The 17,650-nt window shown below is 63.0% G+C and carries 16 protein-coding genes; 4 read left to right on the top strand and 12 right to left on the bottom strand.

What is annotated here, in order from left to right; translation table 11 throughout:
• The first annotated feature begins 11 nt into the window (after positions 1-11).
• The 4 genes from D0B32_RS06110 to D0B32_RS06095 are packed head-to-tail and all read left to right on the top strand — an operon-like array spanning position 12 to position 6,280.
• The gene (locus tag D0B32_RS06110) at positions 12-1,835 is read left to right on the top strand and encodes a GMC oxidoreductase (protein ID WP_117332750.1); all 1,824 of its coding nucleotides are present in this window, start codon (positions 12-14) and stop codon (positions 1,833-1,835) included.
• 4 nt (positions 1,836-1,839) lie between these two features.
• Positions 1,840-3,033, top strand: coding sequence for a cupin domain-containing protein (locus tag D0B32_RS06105; RefSeq protein ID WP_117332748.1), 1,194 nt, complete (start codon positions 1,840-1,842; stop codon positions 3,031-3,033).
• Positions 3,034-3,050: 17 nt separating this feature from the next.
• Positions 3,051-4,313: a cupin domain-containing protein gene (locus D0B32_RS06100; protein WP_117332746.1), complete on the top strand. Its 1,263-nt coding sequence runs from the start codon at positions 3,051-3,053 to the stop codon at positions 4,311-4,313.
• Between the two features lie 14 nt (positions 4,314-4,327).
• Positions 4,328-6,280, top strand: a complete 1,953-nt coding sequence (locus D0B32_RS06095) for an alpha amylase C-terminal domain-containing protein (protein ID WP_117332744.1) — start codon at positions 4,328-4,330, stop codon at positions 6,278-6,280.
• A 9-nt stretch (positions 6,281-6,289) separates the two neighbouring features.
• Here the strand turns inward: D0B32_RS06095 and D0B32_RS06090 are convergent, their stop codons facing one another.
• The 12 genes from D0B32_RS06090 to D0B32_RS06035 form a co-directional block, all read right to left on the bottom strand.
• On the bottom strand, positions 6,290-6,949 hold the full coding sequence (locus D0B32_RS06090; RefSeq protein WP_117332743.1) for a DUF3800 domain-containing protein: 660 nt from the start codon (positions 6,947-6,949) through the stop codon (positions 6,290-6,292).
• Positions 6,950-7,153: 204 nt separating this feature from the next.
• Positions 7,154-7,816, bottom strand: a complete 663-nt coding sequence (locus tag D0B32_RS06085) for an ankyrin repeat domain-containing protein (RefSeq protein WP_117332741.1) — start codon at positions 7,814-7,816, stop codon at positions 7,154-7,156.
• Positions 7,817-7,831: 15 nt separating this feature from the next.
• Positions 7,832-8,452 carry a cytochrome c gene (locus tag D0B32_RS06080; protein WP_117332739.1) on the bottom strand — a complete coding sequence of 207 codons (621 nt, stop codon included), beginning with the start codon at positions 8,450-8,452 and terminating at the stop codon, positions 7,832-7,834.
• On the bottom strand, positions 8,449-10,182 hold the full coding sequence (locus tag D0B32_RS06075) for a PQQ-dependent dehydrogenase, methanol/ethanol family (RefSeq protein WP_117332737.1): 1,734 nt from the start codon (positions 10,180-10,182) through the stop codon (positions 8,449-8,451). Before D0B32_RS06075 ends, D0B32_RS06080 begins: the two co-directional genes overlap by 4 nt.
• Positions 10,183-10,451: 269 nt before the next feature.
• Entirely contained in the window at positions 10,452-11,405 is a 954-nt protein-coding gene (locus tag D0B32_RS06070) for an MxaL protein (protein WP_404935521.1), read from the bottom strand.
• Positions 11,402-11,995, bottom strand: a complete 594-nt coding sequence (locus D0B32_RS06065; protein ID WP_117332735.1) for a tetratricopeptide repeat protein — start codon at positions 11,993-11,995, stop codon at positions 11,402-11,404. Before D0B32_RS06065 ends, D0B32_RS06070 begins: the two co-directional genes overlap by 4 nt.
• On the bottom strand, positions 11,992-12,978 hold the full coding sequence (locus D0B32_RS06060) for a VWA domain-containing protein (protein WP_117332733.1): 987 nt from the start codon (positions 12,976-12,978) through the stop codon (positions 11,992-11,994). The genes D0B32_RS06065 and D0B32_RS06060 overlap by 4 nt, the downstream gene beginning before the upstream one ends.
• Positions 12,975-13,844, bottom strand: coding sequence for a calcium incorporation protein MxaA (locus tag D0B32_RS06055; RefSeq protein ID WP_259294932.1), 870 nt, complete (start codon positions 13,842-13,844; stop codon positions 12,975-12,977). Before D0B32_RS06055 ends, D0B32_RS06060 begins: the two co-directional genes overlap by 4 nt.
• Before the next feature lie 116 nt (positions 13,845-13,960).
• Positions 13,961-14,824 (bottom strand): DUF58 domain-containing protein, encoded by an 864-nt coding sequence (locus D0B32_RS06050; RefSeq protein WP_117332729.1) that lies wholly within the window; start codon positions 14,822-14,824, stop codon positions 13,961-13,963.
• Positions 14,825-14,827: 3 nt separating this feature from the next.
• Positions 14,828-15,847, bottom strand: a complete 1,020-nt coding sequence (locus D0B32_RS06045; protein ID WP_117332728.1) for a MoxR family ATPase — start codon at positions 15,845-15,847, stop codon at positions 14,828-14,830.
• Between the two features lie 288 nt (positions 15,848-16,135).
• Positions 16,136-16,687, bottom strand: a complete 552-nt coding sequence (locus D0B32_RS06040) for a DUF3280 domain-containing protein (RefSeq protein WP_259294892.1) — start codon at positions 16,685-16,687, stop codon at positions 16,136-16,138.
• Positions 16,684-17,646 carry a LysR family transcriptional regulator gene (locus D0B32_RS06035; protein WP_117332726.1) on the bottom strand — a complete coding sequence of 321 codons (963 nt, stop codon included), beginning with the start codon at positions 17,644-17,646 and terminating at the stop codon, positions 16,684-16,686. Before D0B32_RS06035 ends, D0B32_RS06040 begins: the two co-directional genes overlap by 4 nt.
• Between the last annotated feature and the right edge of the window lie 4 nt (positions 17,647-17,650).

The following is a 17,650-nucleotide window of genomic DNA, read 5'->3' as shown; positions in this document are numbered from 1 at the left end:
GACCCCGACGCATGGACGAGCTCTACGACATCGTGATTATCGGCAGCGGCGCGGGAGGCTCGCCCATCGCGCATCAACTGGTGCTGGCCGGCAAGCGCGTGCTGATGCTGGAAAAAGGTCCGCTGATCATGCCGCAGTATCAGGTAGAGGGACGCGTCAGCGGCTTCAAGCGCGACGAACTGATCTCCGATGGCGCGGAAAAGATCTTGCGTCTGGACGTCGACAATCACGGCGCCTCCTATTACTCCAGTCATGTCGAACCTGACCTGAACGACGAACCGCATGTGTACAGGCGCAGCGACGATCAGGGCAAGCCGATCGACGCCGCAACCATTGAAGGCTATACCGCGCAGGTGGTGGGCGGCGGCACGCAACTGTACGGCGGCGTGTCGCTGCGCTACACGCCTCGCGATCTGACGCTTGCGCAATGGAACAACCGCGAAGGTGCGGCGCTGCTCGACGACCCCAACGAGGAAGTGCGCCGCGCCGCACGCGACTGGCCCATCACGTATGAGACGCTGGAACCGTACTACGCGCGCGCCGAGGAACTGGTTGGCATCAACGGCGAAACGGTCAATCAGCTCAAACCGTTCACGAGCGGCAACCACTATCAGCCGCCGTTGCAATACAACCCGATCAGCGAGCACGTCAAGACCGGCATGGACGCGCTAGCAATGAAGTACTACCGCACCCCGCTCGCGGTCATCACCCAGGATCACGCACCGAGCGGCCGCCAGGGGCCGCAAAACGGCGATCTTGCGAGGACCTCGTACGTAAACCGCTACGGCGACCCGATGGGTTTCAAGTCGAGCACCTGGGTGTCGCTGCTGAGCCCCATTCACGAGCGCGACAACTTCACCTTGTTGCCTAACTGCACGGTCACGCATCTGCAGTCGGAAGGCTCGCGCGTCAGTGCGGTGCACTTTCTCGACCCGGATGGTGTCGAACACAGCGTGTCAGGACGTGTGGTGGTAGTGGCGTGCTCGGCGATTGAAAGCGTGCGCCTGCTGAAGCTCTCCGCGGAGCAGGATAAAACGGGCTTTGCGCCACATATCAATCAGGACAACAACGGCATGCTTGGTGCCTATTTCCTCACGCACTGTTTTGGTGGCGCGTCGGGGCTGGTGTCGAAACCGTCGCGCTTCGATAAATCGCAGTCGCTCGACAGCGATTTTGCTTCGGACTACTGTCATAGAGACGAATTTCTCGCCGCTGAAAAATTGTGGGCGGGCGCCGTGATCTATAACAACACCTCCGACCGCGCGTTGCCGCTCGCACTGGCGCGCAATGTGGACAGTCACGATCTGGATACGCTGTGGGACGGCTTCAACCAGGCGACCAATATCTGCGGTCAGGCCATGCATGAATTTCTCGACGACAGTTTTGGCCGCGGCCTGTCGCTCACGTTCATGGCCAACCAGGTGCCGCAGAAAATCAATCGCATCGAATTGCATCCCACCGTGCGGGATAAATGGGGGCGCGCCGTTGCCTACATCATCAAGGACTGGCACCCGCACGATCACGCCTTGATGGAGCGACTGAGCAAGCAATGCTATGACGTGCTGTCGAAAGGCGGCATTGAGAACGCGCTCAGCGCGGGCGAGGTGTACGGCAAGGACGAACTGGCCCGCTGCGCGAATCACATTCTGGGCGGCGCGCGCTTCGGGCTCGACAGCACCGATTCGGTACTCGACCCCGACTGCCGCGCGTGGGGCTTCGACAATCTGTATGTCACCGACGGCTCGTTCATGCCGACCTCGGGCGGCGCCAATCCGACCTTGACCATCGAGGCCAACGCTTTTCGCGTCGCCGACATTCTGCTTGGGAGACTGTAGCGCCATGGACCCACGACTCGAAGCACTGAGCACTGATCCCTCGAACCAGATTTTCGGCATTCTGTTCTTTCCGGACCGCATTTATCACCAGGCGTATCTGAACGCCACGCGCAGTCCGCGCTACCGTTACAACGTGAAGGACGTGCGCAGCTATTACGAAGTGATGTGCCTGAAGGGCAGCGTGTTTCTCGACGGCGCGTTCTACGCGAACTTCGTGCGCATCGAGTACCGCGGCTCGCGGCTCACCGAGGCCATGCGTGTGCGCAACCGCTTCCTGCGCTGCCGCTGCGCGGCGTGGCTGAAACTGACCGACAAGGCCGGCAACTCAGCGCAAACGGACGACGCACATCCGCTGACGCTGCACTACGACGAATGGGTCAACGCGTTTCAGGCAGAGATCTGGGACCGCCTCGAACCGCCGGACAGCGCCCGTCACGATGCATCGGTACTCGCGCTGATGGGACGCGGTAACGAGATCACGCGCATGACGCAGTTTCTGCCGTTGATCAACGACGTCGATTCGATCGTGAAGGTAGAACTGGCGTTTCGCGAGGAGTCGCGGCAATTCGCGTTCGGCAATCTGATCGAGAAAGACGACCTTGCCTGGGACAACGACTTCGGCCGCACGCACCAGCAACCTGTACTTCCCAACGTGCCGAGCGCCAACGAGAACACCGTGAGCGACATGAACTACCTGCTCGATTTCCAGCGCGGCTGGTTCAAGCAGGCAAGCGCCGTGACACCCGTGTTGTATCGCAACGCGATGATGCTCGGGCAAAACGGCGTCTACACGAATCCGGATGCATCCGATACCAACATCATCCAGATGCGCTGGCTGTTTCAGCGCGAACTGGGCGGCTCGATGATTTTCTTCCACGAGGTGACCATTCCGCCTGGCAAGGTCGAAGGGAATCATCAGCATGTCGGCTCGGAAGAGCTTTACTACATCGTGCAGGGCAAAGGAATCGCCTATCTGCGCGTGGGCGACGACCCCGAACTGGGCGACGAGAAGGACGAAACGAAGTACAAGACCGTGCCACGCGAGGTATTCGGTCTGGGCACGCAGCAATTCAAGGAATTGCCCGTGCAGCCCGGCAGCATCATCTATACGAAAAGCGGCGGCATGCACGGCATTCGCAACCCGCCCGACAGCACGGAAGACCTGAAATTCGTTGCTTTCCTCTACCACAGCGCCTGATTCAAGAGACCGACGCGATGGAAATCCTGCACGAAGAAGTGATCCCGGTTCGCCCGAACACGACGCCTGACTACAGCCATGACAATCCTGTGGTCCGCGTGCTCGGCATGATCGAAAACGCCGTGCTGGCCGCGGCGCGCGAGTGCTATCACTTCGACGAGCTGCAATATCTGTTTTCGATCCGCTCGATTCATCTGTATGGTCCCAGCGCGCCGGACAGCAACGTGCTCGATCCCCGCGCGCAGGACAACAAGTGCGATTTCCAGAAGCAGAATGTGCAGTCGTTCACCGCAGGCGACACGCATCTGATTCGCGGCAAGGTGTCCGTGGGAGACTGGACCGGTTCCTTCATTCGCATTTCGTATGCGGCCGGCCCCGATACCGTGCTTAGCGCACGCATGAACGGTTCGCTCGGACCCGCTATCCGCCTGTGGATGAAGGTCGGCAACGTGGCATTGCCGGGACTTGCGAGCGTGCCCTACGACGCCGAGTCGGGCCGCTATGCGATCGAGTTCTGGAGCTGGCCGGGCTCGCCCGTGGATCTGCGCGCCGCGCTCGATGCACGCGGCCAGGCCGCCTTCGATCGCGGCGCGCTGGTCGCCAATCCGAGCCTCGTGCAGGCGAAGGGCGACTTCACGCGCGAGGGCCTCGACGGCAGCAAGGTAGGGAGCGCGCTCGACGTGGCGCCAACCGACGCGCTGCACCCGGTCCTGCCGCTGCACATCGAAGTGGCGTGGGCCGACGCCTCGGGCAGCGTGTGGGATTCGCTGGACGGCGCGAATTACCAGTACGAGTTCAACATGATCCTGCGCGGCTGGGAAAACTTCCTCAGCGTCGGCACCAGCCCTAACGCGCATGGTGGCCCAGGCGCGCTCGAGTACCGCAACCTGCTGTCGAACTATGCCCAGTATTCGAACATGCGCGAACTCGCCCGCACCCTGCCGTCATGGAGCTTCGATGCGTTCGGCAACAAGGGGCCGGACGGCCGTTTCGAACCGTTCATGGCGGTGGATTACGCGGACCTGCACATCATCCGTCCCAACTCCGCGATCGGCCTGCACCGGCACCGCGACAACCTGGAAATTTTCATGACCATCGGCGATCGCGCCGGGCTGATGGTGATCGGAGATTGGGCGAAGATGCCAAACCGTGAACGCTGCTTCGAAGTGCGCACGCTGCGCTCGGGCAGTCTCGCGCTGCTGAAGGGCGGCAATCTGCATTCGCTGATCAATCCCTCGGACGAGGATCTGTTCCTGTTCACGTTTGGCGGCTACGACTAGCGCAAGGAAATGCCATGCCAACGAGCCAAACCCAAGGCAATGTCAGGATGGGTGCCACCATCGTGCCGGGTGGCGTGACCTTCCGGGTGTGGGCGCCAGCCGCGCAACACGTCTACGTGCTAACGGGTCTCAACCTGCAGAACGCGCAGCAGCCCGGCTTTCTACCGGCCGCGACCGATACCCTGTTCCCGCTCGGCGACGGCACGTGGAGCGGCTTTCTACCCGATGCGGGCGAGGACACGCCGTTTCGCTACTGGGTGGTCGGCACCGGCAGTACCGGATTGAAGCGTGATCCACGTGCGCGTGAACTCGGCACGCAGCCCGCTTATCCCGCTTGCGATTGCATCGTACGCGATCCGCAGGCCTACCCCTGGCGCTGCAACAATTTCCGCCCGCCGCCGTTCAACGATCTGGTGCTGTACCAACTGCATATTGGCACTTTCTATGCGGTCGATGCGAGCGGTCAGGACAAACGCCGCTCCATTGGCAAGTTTCTCGATCTGCTCGACCGCGTGGACTACTTTTGCGCGCTGGGCATCAACGGCGTGCAGTTGATGCCCATGCAGGAGTATCCGAGCGAGACCAGCCTCGGCTACAACGGCACGGATCTGTACTCGCCCGAAATCGACTATCAGGTCAACGACCATCAGGAACTCGCCCGCTACCTGATCAAGGCCAACACGCTGCTGGCCGCGCGCGGCCAGCAGCCGGTGACGATCAACGACCTGCTGCCGGGGCCCAATCAATTGAAGTGCGTGATCGACATACTGCATCTGAGCGGCATTAGCGTGCTGCTCGATCTCGTGTTCAATCATGCGGGGCCGGGATTCAATGACCAGTGCCTGAAGTTCATCGACCGTCAGCCGACCGGCGACGACAACCGCAGCACCTATTTCACCGACCAGAGCTGGGCGGGCGGCAGTGTGTTTGCGTACTGGAACGAGGACGTGCGCGGTTTTCTGATCGACAACGCCAAGCAGTGCATCGAAGAGTATCGCGTGGACGGCGTGCGCTACGACGAAGTGACGGTCATAGACACGCACGGCGGCGGCCAGCTCTGCCAGAACCTCGCCGATACATTGCGTGCCGAACAGCCTCAGGCCGTGCAGATTGCCGAGTACTGGGGCGACGATCGCGCTGCGGCGATCCGCGCGACGCCCAACGGTCTCGGTTTCGATGCCGCCTGGTCCGACCGCTTGCGGCTCGGCATTCGCAGCGCGCTCGTCGAGGCAACCGGCGGCCGCGATGCGTTTGTCGATATGAATGCGCTCGCGCAATGCCTGACCATCCCGCCGGGTTTCGATGCGGGCTGGCGCGCGGTCAACATGCTGGAAGATCACGACGTGGTGTTCGCCGGCCGCGACCTGCGCATCGCGGCGCTCGCGGATCCCAATGACCACCGTTCGTGGTTTGCCCGCAGCCGTGCCCGTTGGGCACTCGGTTTGATGTTCTGCGCGCCGGGAATTCCACAGCTTTTCATGGGCGAAGAAATCTTCGAAGACAAGCAGTGGAGCGACGACATCAACTTTCACGCGAATCTGTTGATCTGGTGGGATGGCCTCGCGACGGATCACGTGATGAGCGATTACCTCGCGTTCTGCCGTGATCTCGTGCATCTGCGCAACGACTGGGCGGCATTGCGCGGCGACGCGCTCAACGTGTGGGTGGTGAATGCGCTGGACCGCGTGATCGCCTTGCAGCGCTGGATTGACGGTGTGGGTGGTGACGTGCTGCTGGTCGCCAATCTGCAGGAATTCAACCGCTATGGCTACCGGGTGGGATTCCCTTCCGGCGGCACATGGCGCGAGATTTTCAACAGCGACTTCTACGATGGCTTTCCGAATGCGCAGGTGGCCGGCAACGGTGGTCAGGTCGATGCGCAATCCGACGTGCCGTGGAACGATATGCCCGCATCAGCGGAGATCACACTGCCGGCTAATGGCTTCGTGGTGTTTGCGCGAGGTTGATATGAGTGTCTAGTGGAGATCGCCGAAAAACAGCCGGCGCTGGACGATGTGAGGGTTCGCAGCACGATAAGCCGCACCGTTGCCGAACTCGTAGTGTGACCACACAATGCCCGCAAGAATGTCGACAAACTGGAGCGGCAGACAATCTTTGCTTTCCCACGGCGTAGTCTGTAAAAAAGTGTCTCCCAGCGAAGCAAGCTCTGTGACGAGATACTCATGGAGTGAATGCCTTAGCTCGGTCTTGATCGAACGTGCATCAGGGATGAAGGACACACTGTCCTGCTGCGCCATGATGTCGATCAACAGGCATTTCACCATGTAGTTGTACAGACCATTAGGATGCCGTCTAAACGCGATTCCGACATTTTCTTTGCGCACCGTGATGGTCGCGAACTGGATATCCGTATGCCGCCGGCGAATCTCGCCGAGCGCATTGGCAAATCGCTCGCGCTCACCGCTCTTCAACGCCACCGATTTCAGTTCGTTGGATGTGCTTCGCCCACGTCTTTTGTACATGCCGCGGACCACACGATTCAGGATAGGCTCATTGCCGTCCGGAATGATCGCGGCGGCAAGCGTGAAAAACCGGCTCGATCCGCCGCGCAGATAAGGTTGATCCAGCCGCCAGCCAAGACAGCCGCTTTCGTCGAGATAGATTGTTGCTGCCATCGCTGATCACAAAAAAATAGCCTCCCGCAAGGGAGGCTATTCAAAAATTCTGCGATACCCGGACCTGACGTACTGAGCCTAGTACGCTTACGATTGCGCGCGCAGATTTGTCGCAGGCAACCCGGGCATATTTAAATCGCTACGCCGCTACGGAAGTAATTATTACAATTGCGCGCCCCAGTTGCAAGCACTTTTTAACGCGCCTCACCCCTCCGACAACAACCGCGCTACCTGCTCCGATTTCGTCTGCACTGCGATGTCTTTCGCCGTCATGCCGCGGTTGTCCTTCAATGCCCGATCAGCACCTCGGGCGATCAGCAGACGGGCCGTATCCGCGCGGTCGTATCCCGCTGCCCACATCAGTGCGGTGAGCTCGTTCTTGTAGGTGCGGTTGACGTCCACGCCGGCATCGAGCAACCGGCTCACCACCTTCGTCTGCCCCTGCCCGGCCGCGTATTCCATCGCCGTCTTGCCAATGCGATCCGTGGCAAGCAGGTCCGCACCATGCGCCAGCAGCAGCGCGACGATTTCATCCGAGCCACCGTACGCGGCAGCCATCAACGGCGTCACGCCTGGCGCATCGGCATGCTGGACATTCGCGCCGTGCTCGATCAACGTGCGCGCCATCGCGAGATCACCTTTCTTGCACGCCATGATCAGCCCGGTATCGCCAATGCGGTTCATCGCATCCACGGCGGCGCCGCGTTGCAGTGCCGCGAGCGCCGACGTCTGGTCGCCGTCCTTCGCAGCGGCCAGCAGTTGCCGGTTGATGTCGCCCGCCTCCTGCGCGCGCGCGGGCAATCCCGCGCCCATCGCGCCCACCAGCAATACGAGCACCGCCGCACTCCGAATCCACTTCTGTTGCATGCTGTCCCCTCCCCGCTATTGCAGATTATTGATGTAGGCCGCCAGATTCCGAATGTCGTCGTCGGTCAGATTGCGCGTCACGCTGGTCATGTTGCCGGCATCGTTGGTCCGCGTGTGCGAGCGGAAATCCTGCAACTGCTTGACGATGTACGGATACTGCTGGCCGGACACGCGCGGAATCTCGTTCTGCCCGGCAAAGCCGCCCAGATGACACATCGTGCACAGCACCTCGGCGGCTTTCTTGCGCCCCGCTTCGATACTGGCAGCGTCCGACTTGTTCGGCACCGACACCAGCGTCTGCGCGGCGAAGTAATCGGCGAGATCCTGCATGTCCTCCTTCGACAGATTGGCCGCCATCGGCGACATGCGCGGGTCGCTGCGCCGTCCTTCCTTGAAGTCCTTCAACTCCAGGTAGATGTAGCGTGCGCTTTGACCCGCGAGGATCGGATAGTCACCGCTGGTCGAATTGCCCATCGGTCCGTGACAGGCCACGCATACCTGCGCTTTCGCCTTGCCTGCTTCGGCGTCGGCGTGCGCGGTCGACGGCAGCCACGCAACGGCGAAGCTGCCCCATAGCAATGCGATCCATGCGCGGCGTGTCGAATTCGCTGCTGCCCGCAGCTTTCGCCCCATCATGGCAACGCGAACACAAGCACCGTGTTGCCGCGCTTGAAGTCGAGTTGCGTGTTGCCGCCCGCCGCGACCGCGACGTACTGCTTGCCGTGCACCATGTACGACACTGCTGGCGCATTCACGCCGGCGCCGCACTGGAATTCCCAGAGCTTCTTGCCGGTGGCGGAATCGAAGGCGCGGAACAGGCCGTTGCCTTCGCCGTTGAAGACCAGTCCGCCCGCGGTTGCCAGCACGCCGCCAATCAGCGGCTGATCGGTCTTGTAGTCCCACGTCACCTTGCCGGTGTCCACGTTCACCGCGGACAGCTTGCCCCACTGCTGTTCGCTCGCAATCGTCTTGAACGCACCACCCAGCCACAGCTTGCTGCCGCCCGGATACGAGGCTTCTTCAACCTGATACGTCATCGGCTGATGCAGATTGGCCGCATACACGAGACGTGTGTGCGGATCGAACGCCATCGGCGACCATTCCACGCCGCCGTTCGCGCCAGGCAGCATCCGTGCACCTTCGGCAGTCGGCAGGGTCCACATGTTTTCCTGCGGAATCATCGCTTCCGAGTAACGGATCAGCCGGCCGGTCGCGCGATCATGCACGTACACATGGCCGGTTTTGCCCGCATGCACCACGCCGGGGATCATCTTGCCGTTTTCGTCACGCACGTCGATCAGCATCGGCGGGCTCACGGCGTCCAGATCCCACACGTCATGCGGCACGTACTGGTAGTGCCATTTGTATTTGCCGGTGTCCAGATCGATCGCAACGAGCGAATCCGTATAGAGGTTGTCTCCCGGACGAATCGCGCCATACAGGTCCGGCGACGGATTGCCGACCACGAAGTACACGGTATGCGTTTGCCGATCCACAGCGGGCGCCATCCACACGCCACCGCCGAGCGTCTTGTAGAAGTCGCCGCCCTTGTCGGCCAGCTGCTTTTTCTCCGCTTCGATGTCGCGCTTCTCGTCGCGGCCGGTCGCGTCCTTGGTCGCCCATACGCCTTCCTGGCCCGAATCCGGAATCGTATAGAAGGTCCACAGCAACTGTCCGGAGTTGGCATCGAACGCCTTGAGGAAGCCGCGAATGCCATATTCGCCGCCGTTGGTGCCGATCAGCACCTTGCCGTCGACCACCGTCGGCGCCATCGTTTCCGAGTAACCCTCGTCGGGATCGGCGATCTGCGTTTGCCACACCACGGCGCCGGTTTTGGCATCGAGCGCTACCAGCTTGGCGTCGAGCGTGCCCATATAGAGCCGGTCACCGTCAATCGCGACGCCGCGATTGTTAGGCCCGCAACAGAAGGTCGTGACCGACCCCAGCTTGTGCTTGTAGTGCCAGAATTCCTTGCCCGTCACCGCGTCGATTGCATACACGTGGTTAAACGAGGTGGTAATGAACATCACACCATTCGACACGATGGGCGCCGTTTCCATCGACTCGTTGACCGCTGTCTGGAAGATGAAAGCCGGCCGCAGTTTCGCCACGTTGGTTTTGTTGATCTGCGCGCCACGGTAGTAGCGCGTTTGCGCGTAGGAACCGTTGGAAAGCAGCCAGTCGCTCGACGTGGTGGCGGCGTGGTCGAGTTGCTCCTGGCTCACCGGCTGCAGCGTGGAAGGTACGGGTGAGTTGGTCGTGGTCGAACTGTTTTGTACTTCGTCCGCGCCATACGCGGCAGGCAGACCTGACGCGATGGCGAGCACCGCTAGACCGACAGCTAGGGGAAGGCGGAAAGTGGGCATGACTGTCTCCTTGGTTTGTTATTGTTCAACAACATCAACGCTGGATTACAGTGAGCATCCACGCAACGGGCCGCGTGGCAATGCACGGTGGCACAACCCTTCAGACTACAAAAGCAGGTGATTTTCAAACGGTTGATTGCTTCGCCGGAACAAGCCGGCCGCGCATCGAGGGACGATAGAAGATTAGGGTCCCAAAAGACTGGCTCGCTTAAGCGTAGGCGATGCGCCCGGTATTTTCCAGACGCCCGGCGAGTTTCGCAGCGTGACTTTTACACATAGGACGACTGCACACGTTTGCGGGCCACGGCAGACCGTGTCCAGCCCAGTTCCGGTGCAAATCGTCCGACCAGCAGCAGCAACGCAAGCAACGCGGGACACCAGCGCAGATCGGTCGGCACGGGTTCACGGTGCGCGTAGCGCGCATCGAGCAGCGCATCGCGCAAGGCGGCCGCATCCGTCAGACGCCGGTATCCAAAGCCAATCTGTTGTGCCACCGCCGTGAGGTACTGACCGCGCAATTCGGACAGTTCCTCGTGACTTTCCGCCTGCGGCGCCGAGCCCGGCAGACGGGGCACCTGAATCACGTCGTCGGCCTGCCAGTAGCCGGTGCGGTGGCCCTCGTCATCCGTGCGAGGAATGGGCGCGGCCTGGTTGCCGCCCACGCCGATCAGCCAGCCCTTCACATGCGCAGGATTGATCTCGAGCATCATCGGATCGGTCGGCAGCACCGGCGGCGCCTCCTGGCCGTCGGTGACGAACACCACGGCCGCGTCGTGACTGACCTGCTGCGCGACGCGCGTCGCCGAATACACGCCGCCTTCCGCGATACGGCTCCAGTTGGTCCAGCGCATGTGCCAGTCGATCTGGTCGAGCGCGGACAGCAGCGCGTCGTAGTGGCTGCAGACCTCGACGGGCGGCAGCAACAGCAAAGTGCGTTGCCCCGTGAACACGCTCCAGCCCACTTTCGAGCCGCACGGCAGTTGCCCCAACGCCTCGCGCATCATCGCTCGCGCAAACGCCAGCCGGCTCGACGGCGCGCCGTCGCTGGCGACGTCCTCCACATCCATGCTCTGCGTGATGTCGAAGGTGACGATGTAGCTGAACGCATCGCGCGACACCATGACCGGCGGCATGACGACAGCGGCGATCAGCAACAGCAACGCCAGCGCGGTCATCCAGTGACGCCGGCGGAAAAAGCCATGTAGCAGCGCGCCGGCTCTCATGGCAGATCCTTGGTCGCCGGATCGACCACCTGCACGTTGTGCTGATTCTTCACTTCTGGCGACTGCGGCGCGGAACGTGTCTCGGGCGCGAGCCACAGCGCGCGTTCGAGGTTGTAACGCGCATCCCAGTCGTCCGGTGCCGCGCGCAGCAGGGTTCGATAGCGCGCCTTGGCCTCCTCGATCATGGGTGCGGAGCGCACCGTGCCGGTCTGGGTGTTGCCCATGCCTTCGCGCAGATACAGATTGCCGAGATCGAACAGCGCCGCGCGGCCGACCTCGTCGAGGTGCGGATCGCGGATCAGGTCCTCGAACAGCGAACCCGCTGCATCGTAGGCGCCCGCTTTCGAGAGCGCGATGGCATGCGCAAGTTTGAGTTCACGCGCGTCGTCCCCCGAGCGCTCGCTGCCTCGCGCGTTTGCGCTGCCTGGCTTATCTGCTTTCTCCGCGGCCTGGACCGTTTCCACAGCCGCCGCGGCCATTGCCTGATTGATATGCTGTGCCCGTTGCAGGTGCATCCAGTCATACGCCGCCACCGCGGCGCAAGCCAGCGCGACGGCTGCGAAAACGAAGTGAACCGGCGCGCGCTTCATGACCAGCCTCGCACCTGCAGCACCCGCAACGCCAGCAGCAGCACGCAGCCCACCAGTGCCACCGCGAAACAATACGGACTGAAGTTCTGGCGCGGCAGACGCTCGATGAAAGTCGTGCGCGCATTTTGCTGACGGTTGATCTCGGCCATCGCACTCTTCATCGACTGCGCGTTATCCGCCTGAAACAGCCGATACGGGGTCTTCAGCGAGAGGAAAAAACGATGCAGGTCGGCTTCCGCCGAGGTATCCGTGGCGGCAAGCGCGGCGCTCAGGTCGGGGCTGAACATGCCGCTGCGCAGGTAGATGAAGTACAGCACGATCTGGTTGCGCTGCAATCCGTCTTCGATGAGCCGGCGCATCGGCGCGTCGAGTTTCGCGCCGCCGTCCGAGACGAGCACGATGGCGCGCCGTCCCGAGGAAGCCCGCCCATTGAACTCGCCGATCGCCGCCAGCAAGCCGTGATCGAGCTGCGTATCGGGCATGCCGCGACCCACGCCCGTGCCGTCTATCGCCGCCTCGATCACACGATGATCGTAGGTGAACGGCATCGCCAGCACGGGGCTCGTGCCGAACATCATGAAGGCGAGCCGATCGTTGGGCCGCTGCGCCACGAAGTTCGTCAACGAAGCGCGCGCCACCTTGTTCTTCGATTCGCCCGCCGGCGCCTCCACGCCCTTGCTGTTCATTGTCTGGTCCATGCTGGCGCTGCGATCCATCAGGATCAGAATCTGCGCGCCGCTGCCGGTGCGCAGCAACTGCCGGTTGGCGCGTCCCGGTCCCGCGAGGCCCACCACGATCGCCGCCATCGCCAGCACGGCGGCGCCCCGCCCGAGCATGCCGACCCATTGGCCGACCCAGTCGCGCGGCAACCACGTCACCCACGAGAAGGCGAGCGTGTCGCCACGGCGCCGCAACAGCGGCAGCACCGCCAGCGGCAGCAGAAGCAGCACCCAGGGATAGGCGAGATCGAAGCCCATGTTCATCGCTGATGGCGCTGTTCGGCGCGGTACAGGTCGCGGCACAGTCCACGCAGTGGATAAGGCGCAGCGGGTGTGATCGCTGCGGCTGGCGTGAAAAAGCGCTCGGTGGATTGCCGGTAAAACTGTTCGAGTGGCTCGCGCAGCGGCTGCAGATACGGCGCACGCGCCAGCAGGCCAGGCAGTGAGCCCGCATGCACGACATGGCCCGCCGCTTCGTTCAACGCATGGTGCAGACACAGCCAGGCATCCGCGGAGGTGTCGGCATGTGGCCCGTCGAGCCGTTGCATCTGCCGCCACGCGCGTGCGAACGGCAGGCGTGACGATTCGCGCCAGTTGCGCCACAGCCACCAGCCGGCCCACGCGACCAGCGTCAATAGCAGCAGACCCAGCGCGATGCTCGCCTGACGCCGCAGCGGCGCAAGCGGGATGGGTGGCGCGAAGCGGTCGGGGCGCATCAGTTGCAGATCGCCGGCATTGAAGGCGTCGCTGGCCGTGATCGGGCCAATGCTGAGCGGCCATTCCGGCACTTGCAGCGTCGCGCCGGAGGCCGTCGTCAACGTCAGTGCGGGTACGGTGATTTTGCTGAGCGTGGGCGCGACGTTGACGACCTGATAGTCGATCGCCATCCAGCGGCGTCCCTCGGCATCGGTCTCGAAGCGCGCGGGCCGCCGTTCGAGCCAGTCGCCCGTGCGGCCAATCGAAGGGGGCGTGACCGCGCCCCAGCCGTTTTCGCCGGAGGGTAGCAGGATGCGTTGCGTGAGCACATCGCCAAGCAGATAGCCGAACGCGCGCGGCTCCTGAACGACGGGTTGATAGACGTTGCTCGCGGCGGATGTCGCGTAGGCCGCACAGGCCGTGGGCGCGAGCATCGCGCCCATTGTCAGCCCGGCGCTCAACGCGCCTGCTGCCAGCGCGCCGCACAGCGGCTTTCGCAATGCACCGCGCCATGCACTGCGCCACGTCCTCGTCCGACGTCCATCAGCGCTCATGCGATCGCCTCCAGGAAGTAGCGCGACATGGCCTCCGGATCAAACGCGCTCTCCACATAAAACGGCTGAATGCCGCGCTTGCCGAACAACTGCGCGAGTTCGGCGCGCCGCCGCACCACCGCTTCGCTCCACCGCGCGCGCACGCTGCCGCGCAACCACAGTGTGCGTTGCCCGCCGGACTCGGCATCGTTGACGGCCAGCAGCGCGCCATGCCGGGGCGGAGCGATTTCGGCGGCATCCCAGATCACGATCGGCACCACGCAGGCATGGACCAGCAGATCGAGCACGGACGGCAATTCCACCAGCGGCCAGTGAAAATCGGATACGAGGAACACCAGCGCCTGGCGTCCCGCCAACGTCGCGGCCGCCCGCCGCAGGCCCGCGATGCTGACGCTCGCGGTGACCTCGCTCGTGCTCTCGCGCACCTTCGTCGCGAGGACATGGCCCACGCCCCGACCATAGCGCGCCGGCACGAACAGATCGTCGCGCGTGGTGCTATCGAAAGCCAGCAGGCCTAACTGATCGCCGACCCGGAATGCGCTGTGACCCAGGGCCTCGACAAAATCCGCCGCCACCTGCAGCTTGGTTTGACGCGTGCCGAAGTGCATCGACGCGGACACGTCTGCGATTACCTGCACGGGCACCGCGGCGCGCTGCAAATGCACGCGCACCAGCCACTCCGAGCGCGCGGCGCGCACGCTCGCGCGCAGATCCAGACGGCGCGGGTCCGGGTAGTCGAACAGCCGCCCGTGCATGGCGAACTCCTGACCGACCCCGAAGCTCGATCCCGGATGCGAGCCCGGACGAAAGCCGCCCGCGCGCATCGGCAAACGGTAGTGGAATTCCGCTGGCGCGTTCATGGTTCAGGGCACCGCGAGCCTGTTCATGATCTGCGCGGTGAGCGCTTCGGCAAGTTCCTGGCGGCGCAGTTCATAGATGGGAGTAAAGAACACGCGATGCCCGAGCGCGGGCATCAGCACCGCATGAATGTCCTCCGGCACGAGATGCGTGCGACCGGCGAGCCACGCCACCACGCGCGCGGCGCGCAGCAGCGCGCTCATGCCACGCGGGCTCGCGCCGGCCAGGACGAGACGGTCCATATCCACCCCGTCGAGCACGATGCCAAAGTGTTGCGGATCTTCCGTGGCCTGCCAGATCTCGAGCACATAGCGCTCGATGGTTTCACTCGCCTGCACGCTCTCCTGAATCGCCGCGCCCACCTGGTTCAGTTGCTCCCAGGGCACGAGCCCTGGCGAGAGCCGCGCGAGCAGCCGGTCGACATCGTGGAACGCCTGGTCGAACACCAGCGCGCGCCGCACCTCGTGTTCGCTGGGCGTGGGCATGCCCAGTTCGAACAGGAAGCGATCGCGCGCCGCCGACGCCAGCTCGAAGGTCTCTTCCTTCTCCACCTTGTTGCGATCGGCGAACACCGTCATGTGCGGGAAGCGGTACTCGCGGTCGAACGCCCACACCGAGCGTTCGGCCATCGCCCGTAGCAGTAGCGATTGAACCTGCGGACGCGCGCGGTTGATCTCGTTGAAGAAGAACGTGGTGAGCTGTTCGCCGTGTCGAAGCAACGGGCCAGGGTCGATCCGCGGCTTGCCGTCGGCATCCACGTAGGTGTGATAGACGAGGTCGCCCGGCATCAGATCAATGGTGCCTTCCACCCGCTCGAATGCGCCGCCCACCACGCGCGCGAACGCGCGCAACACCGTCGTCTTGCCGACCCCCACGCCGCCTTCGAGGAGCACATGCCCGCGCGCAAACAGCGCCACGTTGATGAGACGGATGGTCTGCGGCTGGCCGATCACGACACTCGAGATCTCGTGTTCGATTTGCAGTGCATGCAGACGCCAGTCCTGAAGCAGTTCGCCAGAACCCATCGATGCAATCCCCTATAGCGGTCGTACAGGAGCCGGGTCGTCACGAACGGCGGGACGAGCGCGCGCCTCATTGGAAATGTGCGGACCTCCTTGCAACCTCTGTGCCAATGCCTGGCACTGCGCGAGGTACGCCGTCGCATCGAAGCGAACATCAAAACGTGGGGTCACTTTGTTACGCCGCTCGGGTCGCTCAAGTACAGAGTGTGCCGCCGATTGCCTGTTGCCGGTTGCCTGTTCAAGACGAAACCGCGCCACGAAGCGTTTGGGGTGAACCCGCGCCGCAGCACATCACGGCGCGGCGCCGCTCGTGGGTGCAGCGGTCGCCGCGCCATCCACGAGCAGCTTCACGAGTGCCGTCGCGCCACGCTGCCACGAGAGATCAGTATTGCCGCGAATGTCGACGGAGCGCTGAAACAACGTGGCGCCGCTCGCCACGTCCTCCACATGCAGATTGATGTTGAGGATCAGATTGCTGACTTTCTGTACCCAGCAGCGCGCCACCTGCGCAACGCCGAGCTGGCGTCCCACCTGGCGCGCACAATCCGGGCAGGCGTTCAGATCCTGTGAGGCGCCAAGCTGGGCAATCAAAGCCGCCGCCGGCGCATTGTCGGCCACCTGATAACGCTGACTGGCGCGCAACTGGTCGCGCAGCACGCCGCTGGTCGCATTCAGCCGCGCCTGCTGGAGGCGATTGGTTTCGGCGTCGTTGAAAGACGCGTTATCGTCGATCAACACGCAGTCCATCACCGCAATCGAAGTCGGCGCGCTGATCGCCTGCGACGAGACGAAGGCCATGCCGAGCACGGCCGCCACCAGAAGGCACCGCCCGAACCCGCTCATTCCAGCACGCCCCATTTCGCCGGCAAGGTAATGTACGGCGCGTACTCATGGTCCAGATACGCAGCCGCCTGTTCGAGCAGAAACTGTCTGAACACCACGCAGGTTGGCGAAAGCTGTTTGGCGCGCAGATGCACGACCTGCCACGTGCGCTCGATCGGCGTGCCGTTCACGTCCAGCAAGGCGATCTCCCGGGTGCGCAATTCCAGCAGCAGCGTATGCAGCGAAATCAGGCTCACGCCCAGCCCCGCTATCACGGCCTGCTTGATGGTTTCATTGCTGCCGAGCGTGACCACCTTGGCAGGCGTGAACAGATGCTGCCGGAACATTTCCTCGGCGGCCATGCGCGTGCCCGAGCCGGGTTCGCGCAACAGGAACGTGTCGGCACGCAGCTCCTGCAGATCGAAGCGTTTCGCCTCGCACAACGGATGGCTGAGCGGCGCGATCATGACCTGCGGATGCCAGGCCAAAGGCTCGGTGGTGGTGTCGAGTTCGGGCGGCGGCCGTCCCATGATGGCGAGATCGATCACATTGTCCTGCAGCATGCGCAGCAGTGCGTCGCGATTGCCTACGGAAAAATGCACGTCCACCTTCGGATACAGATGCGAGTACATCGCCAGCAGCTTCGGTGCGAAATACGTCGCTGAACTGACGATGCCCACCGCAATCGAGCCGCTATCGGCCTGCTTGAGCGAGGTCATCGCGTCTTCCGCGTCCTTGATCTCGCCCAGAATCCGGCTGGCGTGATGGCTCAGCTTTTCGCCGGCTTCGGTCAGCGTGAGCTTGCGGGCGATGCGCTCGAAGAGGCGCAACCCCACGGCCTCTTCCAGTTGATGAATCTGCATGGAAACCGCCGGCTGCGTCAGATGCAGTTCCTCCGCCGTGCGGGCGAAGCTGGTGTAGCGGCTCGCCACCACGAAGATCTGCAACTGACGCAAGGTCAGCGAGCGGATGAAATTCACCGGG

The organism is Paraburkholderia sp. DHOC27 (assembly GCF_003429005.1).
Classification (GTDB): domain Bacteria; phylum Pseudomonadota; class Gammaproteobacteria; order Burkholderiales; family Burkholderiaceae; genus Paraburkholderia.
Note: the sequence above shows the minus strand (reverse complement) of the source record. Positions and strands in the feature narration are given on the sequence as shown.